A 23,626-nucleotide genomic window follows, 5' to 3' on the forward strand; every position below is an offset into this window, starting at 1 on the left:
CCCACTGGTATCTTGGGCAGGAGTGACTGGTTCCTGTTTAAAATCAGTAAACTTGCGACAAATGAAGTGGCGAGAATTTCCCTTAAAATTTATATGTTTAGTTGAACCTTACTGACCGACAGCATGCTACCCAGAAAGATGAATCAGGACGCATTTCGGGGTTTGGCATTATGGGTAAATTGGAAGACGGCCTTAATTACCTCGCTCGGTCTGCCATGGCCGAAATGGACGAGAGGCAGGAAATCATCTCTCACGCATCACGCAGCCTACCCGGAGCAAGCGACGATCCCACGCGTAGTACCCTGCACACTGGCCAACAGTTTTCCGGTAGGCTTGAGGTCCAAGTTCGAAACGATGGTGCCCCGGACGACTACAATAATTCTACCGCGCCAGAGCACCCGCAAAGTGGGCCAACACGAGCAGAATCTGAGACCCGCACCCCCGCTCCAAACGCCACCCCGACCAACACGAAGTCATCAGATTCCGAAAGGGACATCCAGGAAACGTATGACAACAGCGTTCCTAGCGAGCACTTCAAAGTCGCGAATGAGCCGCGCAATCCGACTTTGCAAGTCGAAATGACCCAGGCAAGCGACTCTGCTGAGATTCTAAGAGCGCCAGACTTATTTGACACAGAACCAACACTCGCCGCGCCATTCGCAAAGCAGGACGTCAACCATGTACCCGAAGACATCTCACTGGACAACGCAATGGTGGCCGAGAACACCCAAGGGGCTGTGATCGGCAACATCACAATTGTCGACCCGGATGCATCAGACACCCACAGGTTCGACATTTCTGACGACCGGTTTGAAATTGTCGACGGCCAGTTGAAACTCAAGCCCGGCATCGCGCTGAACCACGAAGACACCGCACAGATAGAGGTCGACGTCACCGTTACTGACGCCGAGGGTGCCAGCCTGACCGAGCGCTTTACGGTGAACGTTCAGGATGTGAACGATGCACCCGAGGCCATCTCACTGGACAGCCCTTCCGTGCCCGAGAACACCCAAGGAGCCGTGATCGGCAACATCACAATTGTCGACCCGGATACATCAGACACCCACAGGTTCGACATTTCTGACGACCGGTTTGAAATTGTCGACGGCCAGCTGAAACTCCAGCCCGGCATCGCGCTGAACCACGAAGACGCCGCACAGATAGAGGTCGACGTCACCGTCACTGACGCCGAGGGTGCCAGCCTGACCGAGCGCTTTACCCTGGACGTTCAGGATGTGAACGAGGGACCATCGCGGCTCGCCATGTTCCACGACGCCGAAAACCTGGTAAAAAATGGAAGTTTCGAAGACTTCGATCTCGAAAAAGGAAAGTGGAAGGGCTTTGACGCTGATAAAACCGGATCCTGGAAAGACACCAATGGTATGGAAATCTGGGACCAATTGGGCGGCACAAAAGCGTCCGATGGGGACCAACTGCTTGAGATGGACCACGGCCGGGGCATCGACAGTATTTCTCAGGTCATCAATACAGAAACCGGTCAGCTTTATGACCTAAGTGTCGATCTCCGCGAACGTCTTGCCGGAGGAACCGATACGGTCGAAGTTTATTGGAACGGCAATCTGATTGCTGAGCTGGATCCACAATCTGCCGATTGGGAAACGTTCCAGCTTAGGGTCGTTGGGACAGGTCAGGATACGCTGGAACTACGGGAAGCCGATGGCGAGAACGACACCTACGGAGCGCTGGTCGACAACATCACTCTGACCGCTGCCGAACAGACTGTGGCCGAAAATGTCGAAGGTGCCATTGTGGGCCAGATCAGTTTTGATGACCCGGATCTGAGCGACTCGCACCGGTTCGAAGTATCCGATGATCGGTTCGAGGTCGTCGGCAACCAACTGCGCCTGAAACCGGGGGTCGCACTGGATTACGAGGAAGATTCTTCGATCGCGGTCGATGTAACGGTAGTTGACGAGGGCGGGCTTAGCCTGACTGCGAACTTTACCGTCAACGTCGCGGACATGGATGAAATTACCTTTTCTTCTGGATTTCATGCAAAGTTCTTCGACGTTGATCATCGGCTGTTCAAGCTGGATGATATCGATTGGAACGCGGAGCCAAGCCACCAGGAGGTAACGTCCGACATCGACTTCTCAAACGGCCATGAGTCCTTTTGGGAAGGAGGCTCCAAAGATACGTTTGGAGTGCAGATCACCGGCAATGTCGACGTTGAGGAAGGCGGAACATTCACGTTCTTTCTTGGTGCCGATGACGGCGCGATGCTAGTCGTCAACGGCGAGCCAGTTGTTGAAAATGACGGGTTGCACGGGTTTCGAACCCGTTCCGGTGAAATTTACCTGGAGCCGGGCACTCATTCGATTGAGATCCGGTATTTCGAAAACTATGGCCGGGCCGGTTTAAAGCTTGAGTGGGAAGGACCGGGTCTGGACGGGCGAGAGCTTGTCACAGCCCCGGATGCGTCCGAGGCCCAGACTGTCGCTGGAATGCCGCTAGCCTTCGAGGTCGACATGCGGGCACTCAACCTGACGGACGAAACAAGTTTTGAGCTGGGCGATTTGCCGGAGGGAACGATTGTCGATACTGGTGGCGCTTCTTACGTGACGGACCCAGATGGTGCCATCGAACTGTCGGGATGGCGCGGTGAAATGCTAACCATAACGCCACCTTTGGACTTTTCTGGTACGGTGGAGGCATCGCTGCGCCATTCCACGCCCACCGGCGAAGGCAACAGTCACGACGCAGTGCAGAAGGTGACATTCGAAGTGAATGAGGCGGCTCTGAGCGCACCTGACGCCAAAATGGTGGGGGGCTTTCATGTCAGCTATTTTGACGTCGATAGCAGGCTGTCCAAACTGGGTGACGTAAATTGGGACAGTGAGCCGGCGCACCAGGAATTCGTACCCGAGATCAACTACAAAAACAGCAGCGACTCGTTCTGGGAAGGCGGATCAAAGGACACTTTCGGTGCAAAGCTTGAAGGCAAAGTCACAATAGAAGAAGGCGGGTCCTACACGTTTTTTGCAGGCGGGGACGATGGCGTCGCGGTTTTCATAAACGGCGTAGAAGTTATCGACAATGACGGGCTGCACGGGTTCCGAACACGAACGGGCCAAATCGAGCTTGAGCCCGGCTCCTATAACATCGAGGTTCGGTATTTCGAGAATTACGGCCACGCAGGGCTGAAACTGGAATGGGATGGCCCCGACACCAACCGACGCGAACTTCTGCAAGCCGATCCCGGAACCGCAATTGGTAAAAACGGCACTTTCGAAGTCGGGCTTGAACTGGATAATGCCAGCGACCAAGCTGTCGTGTCGCTGGACGGGTTACCGGCGGGCACCTTGTTGGTCAGCGGTGAGGATTCTGTGATTACAGATGGCGGGACCGCTGATCTGTCGGGCTGGTCCGTCGACTTTCTCGAGATTTCGCCGCCCCCCGGCTTCGAAGGATCGATTGAGGGTGAAATCATTGTCACCGACACCGGCTTCAATGGCGCGCAAATTACTTCTGAAAACCCATTTGTTTTGGAGGTCGGACAGCCCGAATACGGCGCGACCGATTTTGCCCACAAGTTGGCCGAAACCCTTTCGGCGACCGCTGGGTCAGAAACGCCCGCGCCATGGCACATGGATCATCCGCAAAGCGAAAACGAGGATTCAGACGTTATGGCCGAGGCGGTTTCGACCAATTCAAGGGCCGAGATTTCGTGCATTGAGACAGACGCCTACGAACGTATCGACTGGTGACCGCACCTCAAGAACCCCACCTGTCGCTCTCCCCCGGCCTTGGCAACGCCTTCAACCACGTTTGCGGGCAACAATCCACGTTGGGTGATATGTCAGCGACACGCCAGCTTCGCTGCCGAAGTATCTGACATACCGATCCGTGAATTGACCGAGGCTGGTCTTTGTCCAGACTTTTTGCGCACGCCCGTTAACCCCTGTTCGCCGCAGATGTTCGAGGACTTTCCTGGGTGTGTCGAAGTGCATTTCCCGAATGGTTTCGCCAGTGCTTATGATCTCGAGCTCACCCTGCACCGCGGCAGCCAGATCTTTGGATCGGCACAGACCCGGTGCTTTGGCCGTTGATCCAACTGCCACCAGCTCACGATACTGTTCGGGTCCAAAACCGGAAACCGCCAACCACCCCCCGGGCGCAAGCGCAACAGCCGCCCTGCGCAGGAATGCGGCAGGGTCACGCAACCATTGGATCATGGACGCGGACGTGATGAGGTTTGGCTGGTGAGGCCAGTTCAATGTTTCGGCATCACCGCACAGAAAATCAGCACCAACAGCATAGGCCGTCTGCTCGGCTTCAGGCGAAAGGTCATTGATCGTCAGCAACCGAAATTCAAATGTCTTGCAAAGCTTTTGCGTCAAGTGACCGGTGCCACAGCCAAACTCCAACCCCGACGCAAAACGCTGCGGAGCGCCACTGCTGCGCATTTCTTGCACCAGGTGGTCCGCGATTTGGGCTTGTTGGCTTGCGGCCCCGTGGTAACTGCGAAAACTGCGGCTAAAGCTGCGCTGAACGCGCTCGGCCAATTGGGCGTTCATGCGATCCACTCCTCCCAGCTTTGACCACTGCGAAACGGGATATGCGGGGCGGGGATACTGCGAACTGCGGATTGTTGGGTTGCCCAGGCAATTTCCTGCGCGCGCGTTGGAATGACCCGGTCGCGCTGAGGGATCCATATCCGGTCAAAAGCCGTTTCCGGGGCATCGCCGCGTTCGATCACGGCATGAAGTTCAGCTCGCGCTGCGCCCGCATCGATCGCAGGGGCCAGCCCTTCCAACCCGGCCCGGCGACAGAACTTGGTGAAGCTGTTTTCGGTCAATTGGTCGGCCGTAGCACGGATCATGTCCGGCGCGATGCCACGCTCAGCATTGGCAGGGCACAGAGTCCCACTGACGGCAATCAGCCGATGGGGGCGGAAACCGGTCTGAGTCAGCCAATGGGCGACGGACGCCACACCAAACGAAAAGGCGATCAGGTTGACACGGTCATATTGCGCAAGGTCATCTATCGGACCGTCAAGCCAGGTATAATCATCGACCAGCAGCACATCCCCGCCCCCACTGAGGTCGGCGAACGGGGCAGCGCCAAGGGCCCATCCCCCAAAGACCAATATCAGGTCATCCGTGCCAGAACGCGACAACCATCGCTGTCTCATGACACACTCCGAACCAGTGAAACCATTGCCGACGTCACCCGGCTCAGCTCTTCCGGAGTGATGATGTAAGGCGGCATACAGTAGATGTTGCGCGCAAACGGTCGCAGCCACACTCCGGTCTCTGGCGCCAAAGCATGCGCGACGGAGGGATCAACCCACTGCTCCATTTCGATGACGCCAATAGCGCCCAGAACGCGGACATCGGCAACACCGGGCAAATCCCGCGCTGGGGCAAGCTCGTGCTTCATCTGGTCGGCAATTGCATGCACCTCGGTACGCCAATCTCTGACCGACAGCTGATCCAAACTGGCGATAGCCGCCGCGCAGGCAAGCGGATTGGCCATGTAAGTCGGGCCATGCATCAGGACGCTTGCTTCGCTTTCACCAATCCTGCGCGCAACGTTTTCGCTGGTGATCGTTGCAGCCAACGTTATGTGACCACCAGTCAGGGCTTTGCCCAGGCATACGATGTCTGGCACGACACCGGCATGGTGCATCGCAAACAGCTCCCCGCTGCGGCCAAACCCGGTTGCGATTTCGTCGAAAATGACAAGCACATCGTGTGCCCTGCACATCTCCTGCGCCCGCTGCAGCCATTTGGGGTGATAGAAATACATGCCACCGGCACCCTGAACGACGGGTTCAAGAATCAGCGCTGCAATCTGGTCGGATTTGGTTTCCAGAAGCTCTTCCAAAGCGTCCAGCCCATTCAGTGTCGTATCATCCGTCCATTCCTGATCGAACGAGATCGGCGGGCGCGGTAGGAAATGCTGGATCGACAAGGCTCCGCTGAACAAACCATGCATCCCGTTCACGGGATCGCAGACACTCATCGCTTTCCATGTGTCACCATGGTAACCGCCACGGATTGTGGCGAATTGAGTGCGGCCAGTGTTCCCGAGGGCCATCTGATATTGAACGGCCATCTTCAATGCGACTTCAATCGCAACCGACCCACTGTCACTGTAGAAAATGCGATCCAGCCCGGCTGGCAACAGCTCAACCAACTTGCGGCCAAGGTCAATCGCGGGATGGTGTGTCAGGCCGCCGAACATCACATGCGGCATCCGCTGCAGCTGCGCCTGCATTGCGTTTGTAATGGCAGGGTGACGATGTCCGTGTGCCGCACACCACCATGACGACATCGCGTCGATCATCCGGATCCCGTCTTCGCGGGTCAACCAGACACCCTCGGCATCGGTAATCAAATGCATCGGGCCGGGGTTCAGCACGTTTGTGTAGGGGTGCCACAGATGGCGGGCATCAAAATCCAGCGGGTTCACAGGGCGCTCCGGATCATATCGACGTCAATGGCCCCAAAAGCATCGCACAGGGTATCGCGAGACAGGGGGTCGAGTTGCGGCAAACGCCCCAGATGCGCGACATTGCACATCTCGGAAATTGTCTGTTCCACATCTGGTTCGGCGTCTCCGACGAACGCCACTCCGACAACATTGCACCCCGCATTCCGCAGGGCCATCAGGGACAAGCTTGTGTGGTTGATCGTGCCGAGTGCTGTGCGCGCCACCAGAACAACGGGCGCTTTCCACTGTGCGATCACATCAAGGAAGAAGCTTTTGCGGTTCAACGGCACCATGACCCCGCCAGCGCCTTCCACAACCAGTGGTCCAGTGACCTTTGGCAACACAAGCTGGTCCAGCTCAATCTCAACGCCCATGTCTTCGGCCGACAAATGAGGCGAGGCTGGCATATTCAGCCGATAGGCCTCGGGCAGGACCCTGGCACCGGACAGAGTTTCAACAGTTTCTGTGTCAGTTGCGTCCTCAAGCCCGGATTGCACAGGCTTCCAATAGCATGCGCCCAGCGCCGCCGTCAGGCCAGAGGCAAAAACCGTTTTACCCACACCTGTGTCGGTGCCTGTAATGACTACGGCGCTCATGCAGCCTCCGCCTGTTGATGGGCTAGTGTTTCGAACAGCGCGGTAATGTCATCCTCGTCGACATTTCCGGTGATCGACACCCGCAGTCGCGACGTGCCACGCGGCACTGTTGGCGGTCGGATACCACGAACGTCGAACCCCTTGGCTTGTAACGTTGCGGCCATTTCCATTGTCTTGGCGTCATCCCCCAGAATGACCGGAATAATCTGGCTGTAAAGCGCCTCTGCAGGAACACCATGTTGCAGAGCAACGGCATGCGCATGCCCTATGCGCGCGTTCGCAGCGCGGATCGCGGTGTTGTCCGATTGTAGATGCTGCAAAACAGCCCGCACGAGAGCTGCGTTGAAAGGCGACGGGGCAGTTGCAAAGATAAACGGCCGCGCGCGGTTGATCAGGGTGTCGACCATCACCTTGGGGCCGCAGATCAAACCGCCTGAAACTCCCAACCCTTTGCCGCATGTATGCAGGGTCAACAGATCAGCATCCAACCCATGGGCCAGACCCCGCCCGTTCGGGCCGAAAACCCCGGTCGCGTGTGCTTCGTCCACAACCAGAATCGCACCATGTTCGCGGGCCAGTTCAGAAAGCTCTTTCAAGGGTGCGATATCACCCTCCATCGAGTAGATGCTTTCCACTGCAATCCAGATTTGACCAGATCCACCGCCTGCCTGCCAGTCGGCAACGGCGCGCCGCGCATCGGCTGCTTGATTATGGGCAAAGGAACGGGTCTGGGCGCGTCCCGTGCGCATACCCTCATGCGCGCTTGCATGCACCAGAGCATCATAAAGGATCAGATCTTCCGCCGCTGGAAGGGTCGAAAAGATCGCCTGGTTCGCCTGAAACCCTCCGCCCATGAACAACGCAGCTTCGGCACCAAAAAACTCGGCGGCCTCCTCTTCAAGGGCTTCATGTTCCGGGTGATTTCCACGCAACAGGCGGGACCCGCCAGAGCCCAGCGGCACGCCCTGCTCTAGCGCGTTCTGCGCCGCGTCACGCAACAAAGGTGACTGCGCCAATCCCAGATAATCGTTGGACGCGAAATCCAGTCCGCGCCTGGGTGCCAACACCCGGCGGCGATGCCGGGTGTCCAGCATTTCAAGCATCGAGTTCAAACGACTCAATGCCTTCATTCAGCAGCATCCAGACAGGATTTTTCAGCAGGTGTTTCAGCCTGCAACCCAAGTTTGGCAAAAAGCACCGCGTCAGTGTCTTCTTCCGGATTCTCTGCAGTCAGAAGAGTTTCACCAACGAACATCGAGTTCGCGCCGGCAAAGAAGCACATGGCCTGCAGTTCATCGCTCATTTCGCTGCGACCTGCGGACAGACGAACGTAGGATTTCGGCATCATGATGCGGGCAACGGCGATCACCCGAACAAAATCGATCGGGTCAATCGGTTTGGCATCGGCCAAAGGCGTGTCTTCCTGAGGCATCAGCATGTTGATCGGAACAGAGTCCGGCGCGGGGTTCATATTGGCCAGCGTCACCAGCATATCGACCCGGTCCTGAACCTCTTCTCCCATCCCCAGGATACCGCCCGAACACACTTTGATCCCTGCTTCCTGCACCCGATTCATCGTGTCGATCCGGTCCGCAAAGGTACGCGTCGTGATCACTTCGGAGTAGTACCGTTCGGACGTGTCGATGTTATGGTTGTAGTAGTCCAACCCGGCATCGCGTAGGCGGACCACCTGATTGTCGTCCAGCATGCCCAGCGTCATGCAGGTCTCCATGCCCAGCTCGCGCACACCTTCAACCATGGCGACCAGCGCATCCATGTCCCGATCTTTGGGTTCGCGCCAGGCAGCACCCATGCAAAAGCGTGTCGCACCACCGTCACGGGCCTGGCGGGCCTGGCTCAGAACACGTTCGACTTCGATCAGCTTGGACGCTGAGAGTTTCGATCCGTTGCGGGCCGACTGCGAGCAATAGGCACAGTCCTCGGCACATCCGCCAGTTTTGATTGATAGCAGCTTGGATGTCTGGACCTTGTTGGGATCAAAATTTTCGCGATGCACCGTTTGCGCGCGAAACAGCAAATCCATCAACGGAAGGTCATACAGAGCTTGCGCAGCCTCACGGGACCATGGCGTGGCGGTGTTTTCCATTTTATCGATACTTTTCAAAAGACATCATGATTGGCTGATCTTTTATAGATAAAGAAGAGAATCACAACTGGAATCTGCCACTCGTGCCTAACAGGCGGATCCTCGCACCAATCTGGAAGATCCCAAGCTATTTGCCCAACAGGCAGATGCGTTGCGCCCAAGTCCCAAGATCTGCGCATCCGACCGCGTGAATCGCCGACGCATTCGCTTAACGATTTTCGGATTTGATGAGATCTGCGGCTTTCTCGGCAATCATGATAACTGGCGAGGCCGTGTTGCCCGACACGATTTTTGGCATGATTGACGCATCCACAATGCGCAGCCCGTAAAGCCCGCGAACCTTTAGCTGAGGATCAACCACAGCCCGGTCATCCGTTCCCATCTTGCAAGTCCCCACCGGATGGAAAATCGTCGTGGCAATATCTCCGACCGCCTTAACCAAGTCAGAGTTATCCCGGATCGAAGGCCCTGGCAGGATCTCTTGCGGCTTGTATCGCGACAGCGCTTTTGCGGACATGATCCGGCGGGCTTGGCGAACAGACTCCACGGCAACAGCTCTGTCCCGCGGCGCGGACAAGTAGTTGAGCCGAATATCGGGTTGCTGATTGAGATCACGAGAGCTTACATGGCTGCTACCGATGCTTTCCGGTCGAAGATTACAGACCGAAACCGTGATCGCCGGAAAGGGATGCAAAGGATCGCCCAGCTTGTCCGTGGACAATGGCTGTATATGGTACTCCAGATCTGGCGTCGCGAGTGCAGGGTCGGACTTCGTGAACATCCCGAACTGACTTGGTGCCATGGACATGGGTCCCGACTGCGTCAGTCCGTATTGCAACGCTATCTGAGCCTTGCCGAACAACGAGTTTGCCAGCGTGTTCAGTGTTTTGGCGTTGCTGACCTTGAACACAGTTCTGATTTGCAGATGGTCCTGCAGGTTCTCACCCACCCCGGCACATTCATGCTGCATTTTAATGCCGAGATCACTCAGCAAGTCTCCGCGACCTATGCCCGATAGTTCCAGAATCTTCGGAGAGTTGATGGACCCGGCGGCCAGCAAAACCTCGTTCTGCGCAGAAGCGTCCACGACCCGACCTTTGTGGCGAAACCGGATTCCACGAACGGCTGCGCCATCCAAGATCAGTTGGTCCGTCGTGGCTTCCGTCAGGATTCTGAGATTTGGGCGTTTCATTGCAGGCTTCAGGAAGCCCTTCGCCGTGTTCCATCTGACACCATTGCTCTGATTGACCTCGAAAAACCCAGAGCCTTCATTATTGCCGTCATTGAAATCATCACGCGGATAAATACCAAATTCTTCCGCACCCTCCTGCACCGCTCTCAGGATGTCCCAGCTCAGCTTTTGTTTCTGCACTTTCCATTCACCGCCACCGCGATGGTGTTCACTGTCACCGCCGTGGTGATCTTCTGACTTGAGGAAGTAAGGCAGAACGTCGTCCCAACCCCAGCCAGTGTTTCCCATCTGCCGCCAATGATCATAATCCGCTGCCTGCCCGCGCATGTAGATCATGCCATTGACCGACGTGCAGCCGCCCAGAACCTTGCCACGCGGATAGACCAGAGATCGGCCGTTCAATCCAGGCTCGGGCGCGGTCTTCATCATCCAGTCGGTGCGCGGATTGCCGATGCAATAAAGATAGCCAACGGGGATATGCACCCAATGATAATTGTCGGACTTGCCGGCCTCCAACAGCAGGACGCGTGTTTTCGGATCTTCGCTCAGACGGTTCGCCAGTACGCATCCCGCAGTGCCGGCACCCACGATGATATAGTCATAGTCGCCATCAAGGCGGGTCGTATCGCTCATAGTCACTCTCAATCAGACCGGCTCAGCCACAATTTTCAGAGAGTTTATAGATATTTGAGCCAGTTTCCACAGGCCAGAACCCGTCATTTGATCGCAGGCATTAAAACTGAGCTAGCCAAGGGCCTCAGTCGCCCTTGGGGTCACAGTGGATGTTCTTGCTTCAGCGCAATTCCGAGATGGACTTTTGCAGTGCAACGATCAGGGCATCGCGTTGTTGCGAGAGTTCGGCGGGCGGCCGCCCCTGTGCTTCGGCCTCAACGCCTTCGACCAGTTGCCGGGTGACGTCGTCCGACAAATAGACATCGCCCAGATCTTCCCACCAGCCGTTAAACGTTTGTGAAAAATGATCGCAAAAGGCTTGCAGCCCGCCCTCTCCGGCACCGAGATTGAACAACATGGTCGGACCCATCGCGGCCCATCTGAGCCCGGGACCTGCCCAGACCGCCTTGTCGACATCTTCGACAGTCGCGACACCAGATGTGACCAGATGAATGGCCTCTCGCCAGATTGCAGCCTGCAGGCGGTTCGCGACGTGCCCGGGCACCTCTTTGTTGACGCGAATCGTGGTCTTGCCCAGGCTTTCATAAAAGCCCTGCGCCGCCTCAACCACGCCATCGGCTGTCTTTTCGTTTCCCAGAACTTCGACAAGCGGGATCAGATGCGGCGGATTGAACGGGTGTCCCAGAACAAAGCGCGCAGGATCCTTCCAGCCCGGCTGCATCTGGCCAAGGGTTAAACCGGAGGCCGAGCTTGCGACGATGGCGTCCGGCGCGAGTGCAGGTTCGATTTCAGCAAAGGTCGCATGTTTGATTTCCAGCCGTTCCGGCACGTTCTCTTGCACAAACGCGGCGTCGGCCACGGCGCTGGCGGCGTCTCGGTGGAAGGTGATCGCATCCGGGTTTCCGTGTTCCGCAAGCCCCAGTTCCGCCAGCGCTGGCCACGCGGTTTCAATATATGCGCGCACCTTGTTTTCAACTTCAGGATCAGGGTCAAACATTGCGACCGAACGCCCCGAAGCAAGAAACAACGCGGACCAGCTGGCACCGATAACACCGCCACCCAAACAAGCTGTGTGTCGCCTGTCCATTAAAACAATCCTGGATTAAGGGGTGAAGCTGCGGTCATGCCACCGTCCACCGTGAACAACTGGCCGGTTGCGAACGCGGCCTCATCCGAAGCCAGCCAGACCGCCATGCTGGCAATGTCCTCCGGCCGGCCAAAACGGCGCATGGCATGTCGAGCCAAGGCATCCTGACGAGCCTTCACGGGGTCCGAGGCGAGATCAAACCCTGCATCCAGCATCCCCGTTTCAATCCAGCCCGGGCAAATCGCGTTGCACCGGATACCCGGGCCGTGATCTACCGCTATCGACCGGGTCAGCCCATGCACAAAGGCCTTCGACGCGTTGTAGAGCGCCATAGAAGGGTCTGCGACGCGCCCCGAAATTGAGCCGATATTGATGATCGAACTTCCCTCGGGCATGCGCGGAATGTAGGCGCGACAGAGGTTGAAAACGCCACGACAATTGGTGCCGATCACGGCCTGCCAATCGGCGTCCGTGCTATCGGCTACGGTCTTTTCAACCTGAACGCCTGCGTTGTTGACAAGGATGTCCGTTCCGCCCGTCGTATCGGCCAGTTCTTCCACTGCCGCAGCATCGGTGACATCCAGCGGATACCAGATAATGTCATCCGTCAGACCGTCCGGTCTGGGCCCGCGGCCACAGGTCGTAACCGCCGCGCCTTCTCGCCGAAACGCCTCGACAATTCCACGCCCAATGCCTTGCCGGCCACCGGTGATCAGTGCTCTTTTCCCAGCCAACCGCATCAGTGGGCCACCATCACATGGCGCACCGAGGTGTAGGCATCCAGCGCGTAGACCGACATATCGCAACCGGTGCCCGAGCCCTTCATAGCCGCCCACGGCATTTCGGCGGCGGGCATACCGTGGGTGTTGACCCAGGTCATTCCGTAACGCAGCTGCGCGGTCATTTTCATCGCCATCGAGACATCTTTCGTCCAAACCGATGACGCCAACCCATACCGCCCTGCATTGGCGGTTCGAAGGGCATCTTCGGCGTCGTTGAAACGCGACAGGGTAACAACGGGCCCAAACACCTCGCTGCAGGCAATTTCGGCATCGTTGTCCACGTTGGCGACCACCGTTGGTTGATAGAAGAACCCGGCACCATCACCAGTTATACCGCCCACTGCAATTTCGGCGCTGCTTCGGGCGCGTTCGACGAAGCCCGAAACGCGCTCTCTTTGGACCGCCGAGACGATAGGGCCCATTTCGGTGCCGCCTGCCTTGGGCGCCCCAATCTGTATTTGGCTGACCTGATCCGCAACCGCGGCAACAACCTTATCGTACACACTGTCCTGAACCATCACGCGGCACGGCTGCGCACAATCCTGACCGGCATTGAAGAACGACCCATAGCGGATCGTTTCAGCCACAGCCTCAATATCGGCATCGTCAAACACGATGACCGGTGCCTTACCCCCAAGCTCCAGATGCACATGGCGGATCTGGTTCGAAGCCGCGCGCATCGCCGCCATGCCAGTGGCCGGAGAGCCGGTGATTGAAATCCCTTCGATCCTTGGATCGTTGATCAGGCTGTCTCCGATCGAAGCCCCTCTTCCATGGATCACGTTCAGAACGCCCTTGGGCAGGACATCCGCAAGCAGTTCGGCCAGCCGCAGCGTAGCCAGCGGCGTGATCTCAGAAGGTTTCAGTACAATGGTGCATCCTGCGGCCAATGGGGCCGCGATCTTCCAGGCTGCCATCATCAAGGGATAGTTCCAGGGCGCAATAGAAGCGACCGGGCCGATCGGATCCTTGCGGATCATCGACGTGTGGCCGGCCACGAATTCGCCAGCAGCAGATCCAGCCATCGTGCGCGCCGCCCCGGCCATAAACCTAAACGTGTCAATGGTCAGTGGCATTTCCTCGTCGCGGGCCATTGGCCACGGCTTGCCAACGTCCAGAGTTTCCAGTTCCGCCAGTTCTTCAATGTTGTCTTCAATCACCTCGGCAATCGCCAAAAGATGACCTGCGCGTTCAGCCCGTGTTGTGAGGCGATACGTCTCGAAGGCTTCCTCGGCTGCGCGGGTCGCGGCTTCGATCTGATCCACGGATGCTTCGGGAACTTGGGCAACTTCCTCACCGGTCGCGGGGTTCAGCACCGGCAATGCGTCACCGCCTCCTTCGACCAACTCGCCGTTAATCAACATCTTCGTCTGCATGCATACCCCCGTCAGAATGCGGTCTGGTCGTTACCTTTGAGGTCCAGCCGTTGCCGGGCCTCGTCAGGTGTCGCGACCGTCAGGCCAAGGTTTTCGATGATTGAACGGATTTTGCGGACCTGATCCGCATTCGATTTCGCCTTTTCGCCCGGTCCAATGTACAGGCTGTCTTCCAACCCCACCCGCACGTTACCGCCAAGAATTGCGGCTTGTGTTGTGAAAGCCATCTGGTGACGACCCGCCGCCAGAACCGACCATTCGTAGCTGCCGCCAAACAGTTTCTCGGCGATTGTGTGCATATGCATCAGGTTGTCGGGGTCCGCGCCGACGCCGCCCAGGATCCCAAACACCATCTGGATGAAAAAGGGCGGTTTGACCCAGCCTTGATCGACCACCCAGGCCAGGTTGTAGAGATGGCCAAGATCGTAGCATTCAAATTCAAACTTGGTACCATGCCCTTCACCTAGCTCTTTCATAGCATATTCGATATCGGCGAAGGTATTGCGGAAGATGAAGTCCCGGGTCATGCCTAGAAACTCGGGCTCCCACTCGTGCTTCCAGTCCGAGTATTTCTGCATCATCGGGAAGATGCCGAAATTCATCGACCCCATGTTCATACTGGCCATTTCCGGGCTGGCTCGCAGCGCAGCGCGCAGTCGGTCTTCTCGCGTCATGCCAAGCCCGCCGCCTGTCGAGACATTCATGACCGCACCGGTTGCCTGCTTGATGCGCGGAAGGAACTGCATGAACAATTCCGGGTCGGCATCGGGTCGGCCATTCTCCGGGTTGCGGGCGTGCAAGTGGATGATTGAGGCCCCGGCCTCTACTGCACCAATGCTGGCCTCGGTGATTTCGTTCGGCGTGATTGGCAGATGCTCGGACATTGTCGGAGTGTGAATACCACCGGTCGGAGCGCAAGTAATGATGACAGGCTTGCTCATGCAATTGCGCCCCACGCGCCGCGGGCGTCCTGATCGACGATCTCGATAACATCGCCCGGTCTAGCCACGGTGATATGAGAGAAATTACTATCAGCCGTTGCGCCGTGCCAGTGTGGGTGCCCGGCAGGGATGGTTACAACGTCTCCGGGTTCCATGATCTGTTCGCCATTCTCGTCGGCAATGATGCCCCGCCCTACCGTCGCTATCAGGATCTGATCGACTTTGTGGATGTGCACGCGGTTGCGCTCTCCTACGCCGAAGTTGACGATGTAGAGCTCGACATCTTTGGTTTCCGGCAGGCCCACCAGCGGAGCAAGAGTAATGTTATCGCCCAAAAACAGGTCACCGATCGCTGGCTTGGTGTTGGTTTGGGTCGGTTTTATTACCTTCATAGCTTCATCTGCTGAACTTGCGCGCTCAGCCCTCCGTCAAGAACCCATAACTGGCCGCTGGCATATCGCGCCTCGTCCGAAGCCAGCCAGTTGACAAGATTGGCGATGTCCTCCGGCGTGCCGTAAGTGCGCATCGGGTGCACATCACGCACAGCCTGTTGCACTTGATCGATCGTTTTACCCCCTGCACCTGAACCGTCGCCGGTGAAAAAACTTTGCAGCATCGGCGTGTCGACGTAACCGGGGCAAATCGCATTGACCCTGATGCCTTCAGGGCCGTGGTCGCAGGCCATGGCCTTGGTCAAAGCGTGCACCGCGCCCTTGGTTGCGCAATAGGCGGCCAGACCGGGGTCGGCGATGAAACCATCATAGCTGCCGAAGTTGATGATCGAGGCCGATGTGCCGGACGCAGCAGCCTTGCGCATAAGCGGCAGAGCATGTTTCGAGGTCAGGAACGTCCCGGTGACATTGACCGCAAAGGACAGGTTCCATTCCTCCAGTGACGTCTCTTCGATGGTTTTTTCGATTTCGATCCCGGCGGCATTTACCAGGATGTCGAGCTGACCCGTTTCCGCCCCTACCTGTTCCATCGCCGCGACGGCATCCGCTTCCTGCGTGACGTCGAGTTGCAGGAAAATGCTGCCATCGTCGTCATGGGCTGCCAAGGACCCCTCGGGCGTCAGGTCCGCAGCATAGACCCGCGCGCCTTCGCGCAGGAAACGCGCCACGATGGCGCGTCCGATCCCACCGCGACCACCTGTAACCAGCGCTGTTTTGCCTTCCAGCATCATTCGTTGTTCTCCTTCAACGGCGGATAGCGATAACGTGAGGCCGCAACCGTCCAGTCCATGTGATTGCGGACGTATTCCTGCGATGCGTCGCGCGGCGGGTTATAATCCCATGCCTCACCAGCGCCTGCTTCCATCGCGGCATGCAACGCGCGACGGGATTTCTGCGTTGCGATCACGTCGGCGCGGAGCTTTTCGCTGTCCCAACGCTGCGCGACTTCGGCAGCAAATGCAGCGGCCTGATCCGCACAAGCCGGATCGTTTGCGAGATTGTTTTTTTCCAGCGGATCGGCGGCCAGATCGTACAGTTGCGGCGGATCGGGATCACAATGGATGTATTTTAACGGCCCGCGTCGGATCATGAACACCGGATAAGGCGTCATCTCGGCGCAGTATTCGCCGATGGCTTCGTCCGCAGGGTCATGCTCTCCACGCGCCAGTGGCATCAGGGAACGGCCGTCGACCGGCTCGCCATACAAACCAGCCCTGCCGTCGGCGATTTCAACAAAAGTCGGCAACAGATCGAGCAGCGAACAGGCATTGGAAACATTGCCGTGAACAACACCCGGACCTGCCATGATCAAAGGCACGCGGGCAGAGTGTTCGAAGAAGTTCATCTTGTACCAAAGACCCCGCTCGCCCAGCATGTCGCCGTGGTCTGCAGTGATAACGAAGATAGTGTTGTCCAGCTCTCCGATATCTTCCAACGCCCTGACCATCGCGCCGACCTTGCTGTCGAAATAGCTGACATTGGCCAAATAGGCGCGGCGCGCGCGCAGGACCTCTTCATCCGTCAAGGGTACATAGCTCGCCTCGATCCCGTCCATCACCCGACGCGAGAACGGATCTTGTTCCTCGGGCGCCAAAGTAAACTCCGGCATTGGGATGTCCGCGTCCGAATAGAGGTTCCACCACTCCGGCTTGGCCACGTAGGGATCATGAGGATGAATGAAACTGGCCACCAGACAGAAGGGCGCGTCGTCCCCGCCGGCCCGGTCACGTCCACGGTCGATTAGCCATCGACGGGCGGCGAACTCGACTTCGTCGTCGTAATCAGTTTGGAAGGTCGCGACAGCCTCTCCGCTTTCCTTTACCGTCTGCATGTTGTGATACCACTTGTCGATCCGCTCATCCGGGGCCTCCCAGTCCGGAGTCCATGCGAAATCGGCAGGGTAGATGTCGGTGGTCACGCGATCCTGAAAACCGTGCTTCTGATCCGGACCGACAAAATGCATCTTGCCCGACAGGCATGTTCTGTAGCCCAGCGCCTTGAGGTAATGCGCGAAAGTCGGGATCGAGGCCCGGAACTCGCTTGCGTTGTCATAGGCGGCAATCCGGCTGATCAGTTGTCCGGACATGAAGGCAAAGCGCGACGGAGCGCAGAGCGGCGAGTTGCAATAAGCCGCATCAAATCGCATCCCGCGTGCCGCCAACGCATCAATGTTCGGCGTCTGCACCGTAGGGTGGCCATAGGCACCACAGAAATGTGGTGCAAGCTGGTCGGCCATGACCACGACGATGTTGGGCCGTGTCACGGAGCAGCCTTTGCGTAAGCGTCCAAAACCAACCCGTGGAAGTGATGCACCGCATGTTCGGATTTTCCCGAGCCGTTCGGATCATGCACAATCCGGCCTTGGGTAAATGCGGGCGTGCTCATCCCGCGTTGCACACTTTCGACGATATCGATGTCCTCACGTTGCAGGACCTCGTCGAGATAGCGAATGGCCTCTAGCTCGGCCTCATCCGGTTCCGGGGTTTCAAGAAAGAAGTCGTAGGTTTCCAGCGTCCGGTCCGGGCCAATCGGGATGATGTTCAGGACGATCATCGAGGATCGGCCGGGATAGCGCATCAGACATGTCGTCGGCCACAACCACCAGACCGCATGGGTGCGCACGGTCGCGTTCGAGACATCGTAGGCAGTGTTAGCACTTTTTCCGGCCTCGGCCATATGGCTGGAATAGATGCCGTAAGTGGTCACCTTGTAGGTGTCCATGTCGACCAGATCGCAGAAGTCCTTATGCGCAGTCGGACAATGATAGCATTCTAGGAAGTTATCGACGACATTCTTCCAATTCGATTTGATGTCATACGTCAAACGATGACCGAAAGTCAGCTGCTCGATATCCGGCGCCCAGTGACGTATTTCGGTTTCCAGGTTGCCGGAAACGTCACGTAGTTGGGCCGCCAAAGGGTCGAGATTTACGTAGATGAATCCTGCAAACTCCTCGACCTGCACCTGATCGAGGCAGATGTCCTTGGTGTTGAAGCCGGTGAGGTTTTCGGTCTCCGGTGCGCGCACCAATTGCCCGTCCAGTTTATAAACCCAGGCATGATAGGGGCACATGATGCGCGTTGTTTCACCCTCACCCGAAAGCAGGTGGTGCGCGCGATGTTTGCAGACATTGTAAAATGCGCGCAGCATGCCCTCACGGTCGCGAACAATGGCGATTGGGCGGCCTGCAATGTCGATGGTTACATAAGAACCGGGCGTCCGAAGTTTCTCAACGTGACACACCCATTGCCATGTCTTGGCCAATATCTCATTCTGATCAACCTGATACCACGCGGGGTCAACATAGGCTTCGGCTTTCAGAGAATTCGTATTGAAAGGGTCCGGGCTGAAACCATCGGATATCCGTTCGAATTGTTCTTTGGACGGCAGCTCGCTCATCGGAAACTCCACAATTCGGGGTCAGGCAACGACCCGCTGGCTGGCTAATGGAGGGTATGATCTGCCGAAAATGGCCCCACGTCATAACTTTTTCCGCCGCCAGTTGGACTTTTTTCGCCAATCGGCAAAAGCGAAACTTCAACCTGCGGGTTTCCTGTGCATCGGCCATGCCCGAAACTCAAACGGTACACGGCCTTCAACGCGGTCGCGACTTGGCGGCAATCCAAACCGTTCTCTATACGCCCGGCTGAAATGCACTTGACTGGCAAAACCAGACGCCATTGCAACTTCGGCAATCGGCAACTCGGTCTGCGTTACCAGGCCACGCGCCCGATCCAAACGGATATCCCGGTAGTAAAGCGCGGGAGTTTTCTTGATGTAAGTTGCAAAGAGGCGATCCAGTTGGCGATGCGATATTCCGGCTTTTCTGCAGATCTCCGGCACCGGCACCGGGTCTTCCAGATTGGCTTCCATCACTTGAATGGCCACCCGTAGCTTGGCGGGAACCGTCGCGCCCAATGGCTCGCTCCCTTCCGGCTGTTGCATGTCGGACGGTCCTCTGAGGTGATCGTGAAAGATGTATCGGGCTGCAGCGTTCGCTAGGGCGCTGCCATAGATTCCCTGCAAAACTTGCAATCCAAAATCTACAGAAGCGCTGCCGCCACAACATGTGATCCGGTTGCCATCCAGCACAAACAGATTCTCGACTACATCGACATCCGGGTAAAGCTCCTGAAAAGCGTCGATGTGTTCATAATGGACTGTCGCCCGCCGCCCGCTTAAAAGCCCGGCTTGCGCAAGGATGAACGCACCCGTATCCAGCGACCCCAGCGTTGAACCGGCGCGCGCCCAGTGTCGCAGGGCATTGCCCGTCTTCGCTGTCAGGTGTTTTTCAGGCGTCCAGCTCGTGGAAACGACGACAATGTCCGCCGCAGCAGCGGCAACTTCACCAAGCGCAACTGTGTTAATCTCCGCGCCGTTACTGGCGACGCAACAACCGCCTGTCTCGGACACGAAGTTCCACGAGAAATAGGGGCGGCCATCCAGATAGTTGGCGGCACGAAACGGATCGATGAACCCCATTGTCGCGGCCAGATTGAAACTTGGGGCAACCACCACCAAAACCCGAGTAACGGCCTCAGAGCTATTCACCATGTGGCTTCTACCTCATTTGCGCTACTTGAGCGTCAAGAAAATAGATTTTACAATCATCGCCAAGTCAGATGCCAAACAATGGACCACGACTGAGTCTTTATCAACAAGCGGTACGAGCGGACGTTTGCCTGCTGCGAAGCGAACGGGATGGCGATGGCTATTGTCAATCGACGAGTAGATTGTCGTCAAAATTCCGCCCTCCCAATATCTCTTTATTGTTGTTGGGAAAAACGGGCTGAATCCATTATCCATTGCTTCGGTAGGCGGCTTATGGACAATCTGGTAGGATGTGCATTCCCACTCAAGGAACAAAAGTTTAGGATGCGCCGCGAAATAACACCATCCGAGCCAAAAGCGGCAAAAACGAGAGTCTTCGTTCGTGAAAATTGACAATCGCATGGCCACACAGCCACGACATGAAATGCAAACTGCGCGAAATCAGGGTATTACATTCCTGGCGTTGGCGTTTCTGTTCAGCATCTTCGTCAACTTGCTAATGCTGACCGGGCCTTTGTTCATGTTGCAGGTCTATGACCGCGTACTCGGGTCCCGCGCGGTTGAAACCCTGGCGGCGCTGTTCTTGCTGGTTGCGCTGTTGTACGGTCTGATGGCGATGCTCGATTTTGCGCGAGGTCGGATCGTGGCGCGTTTTGGTGCCCGGTTTCAGTCTCAATTGGATGAGCGCGTGTTTGACGCAACCTTGCGGCGATCGCTGCATCCGCGTGCCCGTGCTGCGCCGGCAACGGCGTTGCGCGATCTGGAGTCTATTCAAAAGCTGTGTTCTTCACCAGTTCTTCTGGCCGTTATGGACATCCCATGGACGCCGATTTTTGTGGCTGCGATCTTTCTGTTCCACCCTCTTTTGGGCTGGCTGGCCGTAGGTGGCGGCTCTCTATTGATCATCATTGCCCTGCTGAATCAGGCGCTTACCCGACGCAAAGTCGCCATGGCGCAATCCGCTTCCGCCAAGGCCAATATTTTCTCCGAGCATGCAAGACAGGCGGCCGAAGTTGTGCGCTCGCAAGGCATGCAAGAGGACATCACCCGGCGGTGGCAACGGCAGCGTATAAATGCCCTGCAACAGACGATTGCGGCCAGCGACTGGACCGGTAGCTTTTCGTCCGTCACCAAATCGCTGCGTTTGTTCTTGCAATCCGCCATGTTGGCGCTTGGGGCATTGTTGGTTCTACGCAATGAACTGACGCCCGGGGCAATGATCGCAGGATCAATCCTGTTGGGTCGCGCATTGGCACCCGTCGAACAGGTGGTAGGTCAATGGGCGATTGTCGAGCAGGCTCGAACCGCATGGAAGTCTCTGAACCAGTTTCTGGAAGGAACCCCCCCAGAGGCCCCGCGTACCAAGCTGCCTGTGCCAGAAGGACGGCTGACAGCAAAAAGACTGACCGTCATTCCACCCGGTGCGGACACCCCGACGTTGCGCAATGTGTCACTTAACCTCGAGCCAGGGCGGGCGCTTGGCGTGATCGGGAAAAGCGGGTCGGGCAAGTCAACGTTGGCCAAGGCTCTTTTGGGCATATGGCGGCCCGCGACCGGGGAAATCCGCTTGGGCGGCGCGACGCTGGATCAGTATGATCCGACCGATCTGGGTCAGCACATTGGATACCTGCCGCAGGAAGTCACGTTGTTCAACGGCACGGTTACTGAAAACATCGCACGTATGTCTGAAAGCCCGGACCCTGACGCCGTTGTCGAAGCGGCCAAGAAAGCCAATGCGCATGAGCTGATTCTGACCTTGGAAAAGGGGTACGACACCGTTTTGGAGGGCAATGACAGTCAACTGTCTGGCGGGCAGAAACAACGGATCGCCCTGTCGCGCGCCTTGTACGGGGATCCCGTTCTGTTGATTTTGGATGAACCGAACTCGGCCCTAGATGCCGATGGAACCGAGGCTTTGAACGCGGCCATCCGCGAGCTCAAAGCCGCTGGAAAGTCGGCGATTATCATGACGCACCGGCCTCAGGCGATTTCGGAATGTGATGATCTTGTGGTCGTCGAACGCGGGCAAGTGGTGAAAGCCGGCCAGCGGGATGAAGTTTTAGGCGCAGTTGTTCAGAACGCCGGATCGATAAAGCGTAACCTCAGCAAAGCGAGTAACTGATGCAGGGCACAGCGGCAAAAAATGCTACCCCGGTGTGGCGCATTACGATCCCGGCTCTGGTGGGATTTACCGCTTTGGGCATCCTTGTCGGCGGATTGGGCCTTTGGGCTGTGAAAACACGGTTGGCAGGCGCGATCATATCTCAGGGGATCATCGAGGTTGAAAGCAATCGGCAGGTGATCCAACACCCCGATGGCGGCGTTGTCGGCGAGATTTTTGTACGCGACGGCGATGCCGTCGCCGCCGGCGATTTTCTTCTGCGTCTGGACGATACTTTTCTGTCGTCTGAGAAAACTATTGTCGAAGCTCAACTTTTCGAACTGCTGGCCCGTCGGGCCCGTTTGGAGGCCGAGCGCGATGGCGCCGACGCCGATGCATTGGCCGCCCGTTTGGCCGAGATTCAACAGGCGGAGCGCATCGATTCCGACCTGATCGCTGGTCAGCAACGCCTTTTCGAGGCGCGACTGAATACGCTGACCCAGAAAACCGAGCAATTGAGCAAACAAACCGTCCAAATTGAAAGCGAAATTGAAGGCACCGAAGCACAGTTGGTTTCACTGCGCCGTCAGGTCGAATTGATACAGGAGGAGCTGGATGATCAGGAAAGTCTGCTCCAGCGTGGCCTCACCCAGGCCAGCCGAGTTTCGGCACTGCTGCGCGAAGAGGCCAGCCTGACCGGTGATATCGGTCGGTTGGAGGCTGCGGTGGCACGGCTGAAAGGTCAGATTTCCGCGACCGAGATTTCGATTGTTGAACTGGAGGCGACGCGGCGGGAAGAAGCCATCTCGACCCTGCGCGACATTCAATCCCAAATTTCTGAGCTTGCCGAGCGCCGCCTGTCACTGGACACACGCCTGTCGCGGCTGGACATTCGCGCCCCGGTGTCCGGAACGGTCTATGACAGCCAGGTCTTTGCGCTGCAATCGGTGGTCCAACCGGCAGAGCCAATGATGTATCTGGTGCCGCAGGATACTCCGTTGCTGGTTGCAGCCCGCGTTGACGCGATTCACGTTGATCAGCTGCACGTCGGCCAGTCCGTTCTGTTGCGATTTCCCGCCTTCAACCAGCGCGAAACCCCTGAAATCGAAGGGCAGGTTATCACGGTTTCAGCGGACACCTTCACGGACGACAAAACGGGCCAAACGTTTTACCGCGCCGAAGTTGTTCCCGATGACGGACAGGTCGAACGGCTGAAAGGGCAGGAACTGCTGCCCGGCATGCCAGTGGAGACGCTGATCAAGACAGATGAACGTACGCCTTTGTCCTATCTCGTCAAACCGCTGGCAGACTACTTCAACCGGGCGTTCCGCGAATGATCGCCCGGTTCC

Annotated in this window: 19 protein-coding genes; 3 read left to right on the plus strand and 16 right to left on the minus strand. The window is 57.2% G+C overall.

Annotated elements, in window-relative coordinates; all coding sequences use genetic code 11:
* The first annotated feature begins 578 nt into the window (after positions 1-578).
* Positions 579-3,728, plus strand: coding sequence for a PA14 domain-containing protein (locus ACR0J0_RS14055; protein WP_480664774.1), 3,150 nt, complete (start codon positions 579-581; stop codon positions 3,726-3,728).
* 51 nt (positions 3,729-3,779) lie between these two features.
* On the opposite strand, the gene ACR0J0_RS14060 is transcribed toward ACR0J0_RS14055, so the two are convergent.
* From ACR0J0_RS14060 to ACR0J0_RS14135, 16 genes are all read right to left on the minus strand, one after another.
* Positions 3,780-4,538: a methyltransferase domain-containing protein gene (locus ACR0J0_RS14060; protein WP_480664775.1), complete on the minus strand. Its 759-nt coding sequence runs from the start codon at positions 4,536-4,538 to the stop codon at positions 3,780-3,782.
* Entirely contained in the window at positions 4,535-5,155 is a 621-nt protein-coding gene (locus tag ACR0J0_RS14065; RefSeq protein WP_480664776.1) for a pimeloyl-ACP methyl esterase BioG family protein, read from the minus strand. The genes ACR0J0_RS14060 and ACR0J0_RS14065 overlap by 4 nt, the downstream gene beginning before the upstream one ends.
* Positions 5,152-6,438, minus strand: a complete 1,287-nt coding sequence (gene bioA / locus ACR0J0_RS14070) for an adenosylmethionine--8-amino-7-oxononanoate transaminase (protein WP_480664777.1) — start codon at positions 6,436-6,438, stop codon at positions 5,152-5,154. Before bioA ends, ACR0J0_RS14065 begins: the two co-directional genes overlap by 4 nt.
* Positions 6,435-7,055, minus strand: a complete 621-nt coding sequence (bioD, locus tag ACR0J0_RS14075; protein ID WP_480664778.1) for a dethiobiotin synthase — start codon at positions 7,053-7,055, stop codon at positions 6,435-6,437. The genes bioA and bioD overlap by 4 nt, the downstream gene beginning before the upstream one ends.
* Positions 7,052-8,185, minus strand: a complete 1,134-nt coding sequence (locus ACR0J0_RS14080) for an 8-amino-7-oxononanoate synthase (RefSeq protein ID WP_480664779.1) — start codon at positions 8,183-8,185, stop codon at positions 7,052-7,054. The genes bioD and ACR0J0_RS14080 overlap by 4 nt, the downstream gene beginning before the upstream one ends.
* Positions 8,182-9,162: a biotin synthase BioB gene (gene bioB / locus ACR0J0_RS14085; RefSeq protein ID WP_480664780.1), complete on the minus strand. Its 981-nt coding sequence runs from the start codon at positions 9,160-9,162 to the stop codon at positions 8,182-8,184. Before bioB ends, ACR0J0_RS14080 begins: the two co-directional genes overlap by 4 nt.
* Positions 9,163-9,370: 208 nt before the next feature.
* Complete coding sequence (locus ACR0J0_RS14090) at positions 9,371-10,987, minus strand: GMC family oxidoreductase (RefSeq protein ID WP_480664781.1); 1,617 nt, start codon at positions 10,985-10,987, stop codon at positions 9,371-9,373.
* A 160-nt stretch (positions 10,988-11,147) separates the two neighbouring features.
* Positions 11,148-12,074 (minus strand): 3-hydroxyacyl-CoA dehydrogenase NAD-binding domain-containing protein, encoded by a 927-nt coding sequence (locus ACR0J0_RS14095; RefSeq protein ID WP_480664782.1) that lies wholly within the window; start codon positions 12,072-12,074, stop codon positions 11,148-11,150.
* Entirely contained in the window at positions 12,074-12,814 is a 741-nt protein-coding gene (locus ACR0J0_RS14100; protein WP_480664783.1) for an SDR family NAD(P)-dependent oxidoreductase, read from the minus strand. Before ACR0J0_RS14100 ends, ACR0J0_RS14095 begins: the two co-directional genes overlap by 1 nt.
* On the minus strand, positions 12,814-14,232 hold the full coding sequence (locus ACR0J0_RS14105) for an aminobutyraldehyde dehydrogenase (protein WP_480664784.1): 1,419 nt from the start codon (positions 14,230-14,232) through the stop codon (positions 12,814-12,816). Before ACR0J0_RS14105 ends, ACR0J0_RS14100 begins: the two co-directional genes overlap by 1 nt.
* Before the next feature lie 11 nt (positions 14,233-14,243).
* A complete protein-coding gene (kce, locus tag ACR0J0_RS14110) occupies positions 14,244-15,173 on the minus strand; it encodes a 3,5-dioxohexanoate:acetyl-CoA acetone transferase (protein ID WP_480664785.1) in 930 nt (309 codons plus the stop codon).
* On the minus strand, positions 15,170-15,565 hold the full coding sequence (locus ACR0J0_RS14115) for a cupin domain-containing protein (protein ID WP_480664786.1): 396 nt from the start codon (positions 15,563-15,565) through the stop codon (positions 15,170-15,172). The genes kce and ACR0J0_RS14115 overlap by 4 nt, the downstream gene beginning before the upstream one ends.
* A complete protein-coding gene (locus ACR0J0_RS14120; RefSeq protein WP_480664787.1) occupies positions 15,562-16,356 on the minus strand; it encodes an SDR family NAD(P)-dependent oxidoreductase in 795 nt (264 codons plus the stop codon). The genes ACR0J0_RS14115 and ACR0J0_RS14120 overlap by 4 nt, the downstream gene beginning before the upstream one ends.
* Positions 16,353-17,888, minus strand: a complete 1,536-nt coding sequence (betC, locus tag ACR0J0_RS14125; protein ID WP_480664788.1) for a choline-sulfatase — start codon at positions 17,886-17,888, stop codon at positions 16,353-16,355. The genes ACR0J0_RS14120 and betC overlap by 4 nt, the downstream gene beginning before the upstream one ends.
* Entirely contained in the window at positions 17,885-19,024 is a 1,140-nt protein-coding gene (locus ACR0J0_RS14130) for an aromatic ring-hydroxylating oxygenase subunit alpha (protein WP_480664789.1), read from the minus strand. Before ACR0J0_RS14130 ends, betC begins: the two co-directional genes overlap by 4 nt.
* A 138-nt stretch (positions 19,025-19,162) precedes the next feature.
* The gene (locus ACR0J0_RS14135; RefSeq protein ID WP_480664790.1) at positions 19,163-20,179 is read right to left on the minus strand and encodes a GlxA family transcriptional regulator; all 1,017 of its coding nucleotides are present in this window, start codon (positions 20,177-20,179) and stop codon (positions 19,163-19,165) included.
* A 397-nt stretch (positions 20,180-20,576) separates the two neighbouring features.
* Here ACR0J0_RS14135 and ACR0J0_RS14140 point away from each other — a divergent pair, with 397 nt between their 5' ends.
* Positions 20,577-22,298: a type I secretion system permease/ATPase gene (locus ACR0J0_RS14140; RefSeq protein WP_480664791.1), complete on the plus strand. Its 1,722-nt coding sequence runs from the start codon at positions 20,577-20,579 to the stop codon at positions 22,296-22,298.
* The gene (locus tag ACR0J0_RS14145) at positions 22,298-23,614 is read left to right on the plus strand and encodes an HlyD family type I secretion periplasmic adaptor subunit (RefSeq protein WP_480664792.1); all 1,317 of its coding nucleotides are present in this window, start codon (positions 22,298-22,300) and stop codon (positions 23,612-23,614) included. Before ACR0J0_RS14140 ends, ACR0J0_RS14145 begins: the two co-directional genes overlap by 1 nt.
* Positions 23,615-23,626: the final 12 nt, after the last annotated feature.

Source organism: Ruegeria sp. BF12, from assembly GCF_056538705.1.

Coding starts and splice junctions, on each gene's coding strand:
- ACR0J0_RS14120 (WP_480664787.1), bottom strand. CDS start 16,356: ATGATGCTGGAAGGCAAAACAGCGCTGGTTACAGGTGGTCGCGGTGGG.
- ACR0J0_RS14095 (WP_480664782.1), bottom strand. CDS start 12,074: ATGGACAGGCGACACACAGCTTGTTTGGGTGGCGGTGTTATCGGTGCC.
- ACR0J0_RS14055 (WP_480664774.1), top strand. CDS start 579: ATGACCCAGGCAAGCGACTCTGCTGAGATTCTAAGAGCGCCAGACTTA.
- ACR0J0_RS14145 (WP_480664792.1), top strand. CDS start 22,298: ATGCAGGGCACAGCGGCAAAAAATGCTACCCCGGTGTGGCGCATTACG.
- kce (WP_480664785.1), bottom strand. CDS start 15,173: ATGAGCAAGCCTGTCATCATTACTTGCGCTCCGACCGGTGGTATTCAC.
- ACR0J0_RS14065 (WP_480664776.1), bottom strand. CDS start 5,155: ATGAGACAGCGATGGTTGTCGCGTTCTGGCACGGATGACCTGATATTG.
- ACR0J0_RS14100 (WP_480664783.1), bottom strand. CDS start 12,814: ATGCGGTTGGCTGGGAAAAGAGCACTGATCACCGGTGGCCGGCAAGGC.
- bioD (WP_480664778.1), bottom strand. CDS start 7,055: ATGAGCGCCGTAGTCATTACAGGCACCGACACAGGTGTGGGTAAAACG.
- ACR0J0_RS14090 (WP_480664781.1), bottom strand. CDS start 10,987: ATGAGCGATACGACCCGCCTTGATGGCGACTATGACTATATCATCGTG.
- ACR0J0_RS14105 (WP_480664784.1), bottom strand. CDS start 14,232: ATGCAGACGAAGATGTTGATTAACGGCGAGTTGGTCGAAGGAGGCGGT.
- ACR0J0_RS14115 (WP_480664786.1), bottom strand. CDS start 15,565: ATGAAGGTAATAAAACCGACCCAAACCAACACCAAGCCAGCGATCGGT.
- ACR0J0_RS14080 (WP_480664779.1), bottom strand. CDS start 8,185: ATGAAGGCATTGAGTCGTTTGAACTCGATGCTTGAAATGCTGGACACC.
- ACR0J0_RS14135 (WP_480664790.1), bottom strand. CDS start 20,179: ATGGTGAATAGCTCTGAGGCCGTTACTCGGGTTTTGGTGGTGGTTGCC.
- ACR0J0_RS14060 (WP_480664775.1), bottom strand. CDS start 4,538: ATGAACGCCCAATTGGCCGAGCGCGTTCAGCGCAGCTTTAGCCGCAGT.
- ACR0J0_RS14130 (WP_480664789.1), bottom strand. CDS start 19,024: ATGAGCGAGCTGCCGTCCAAAGAACAATTCGAACGGATATCCGATGGT.
- ACR0J0_RS14140 (WP_480664791.1), top strand. CDS start 20,577: ATGGCCACACAGCCACGACATGAAATGCAAACTGCGCGAAATCAGGGT.
- bioB (WP_480664780.1), bottom strand. CDS start 9,162: ATGGAAAACACCGCCACGCCATGGTCCCGTGAGGCTGCGCAAGCTCTG.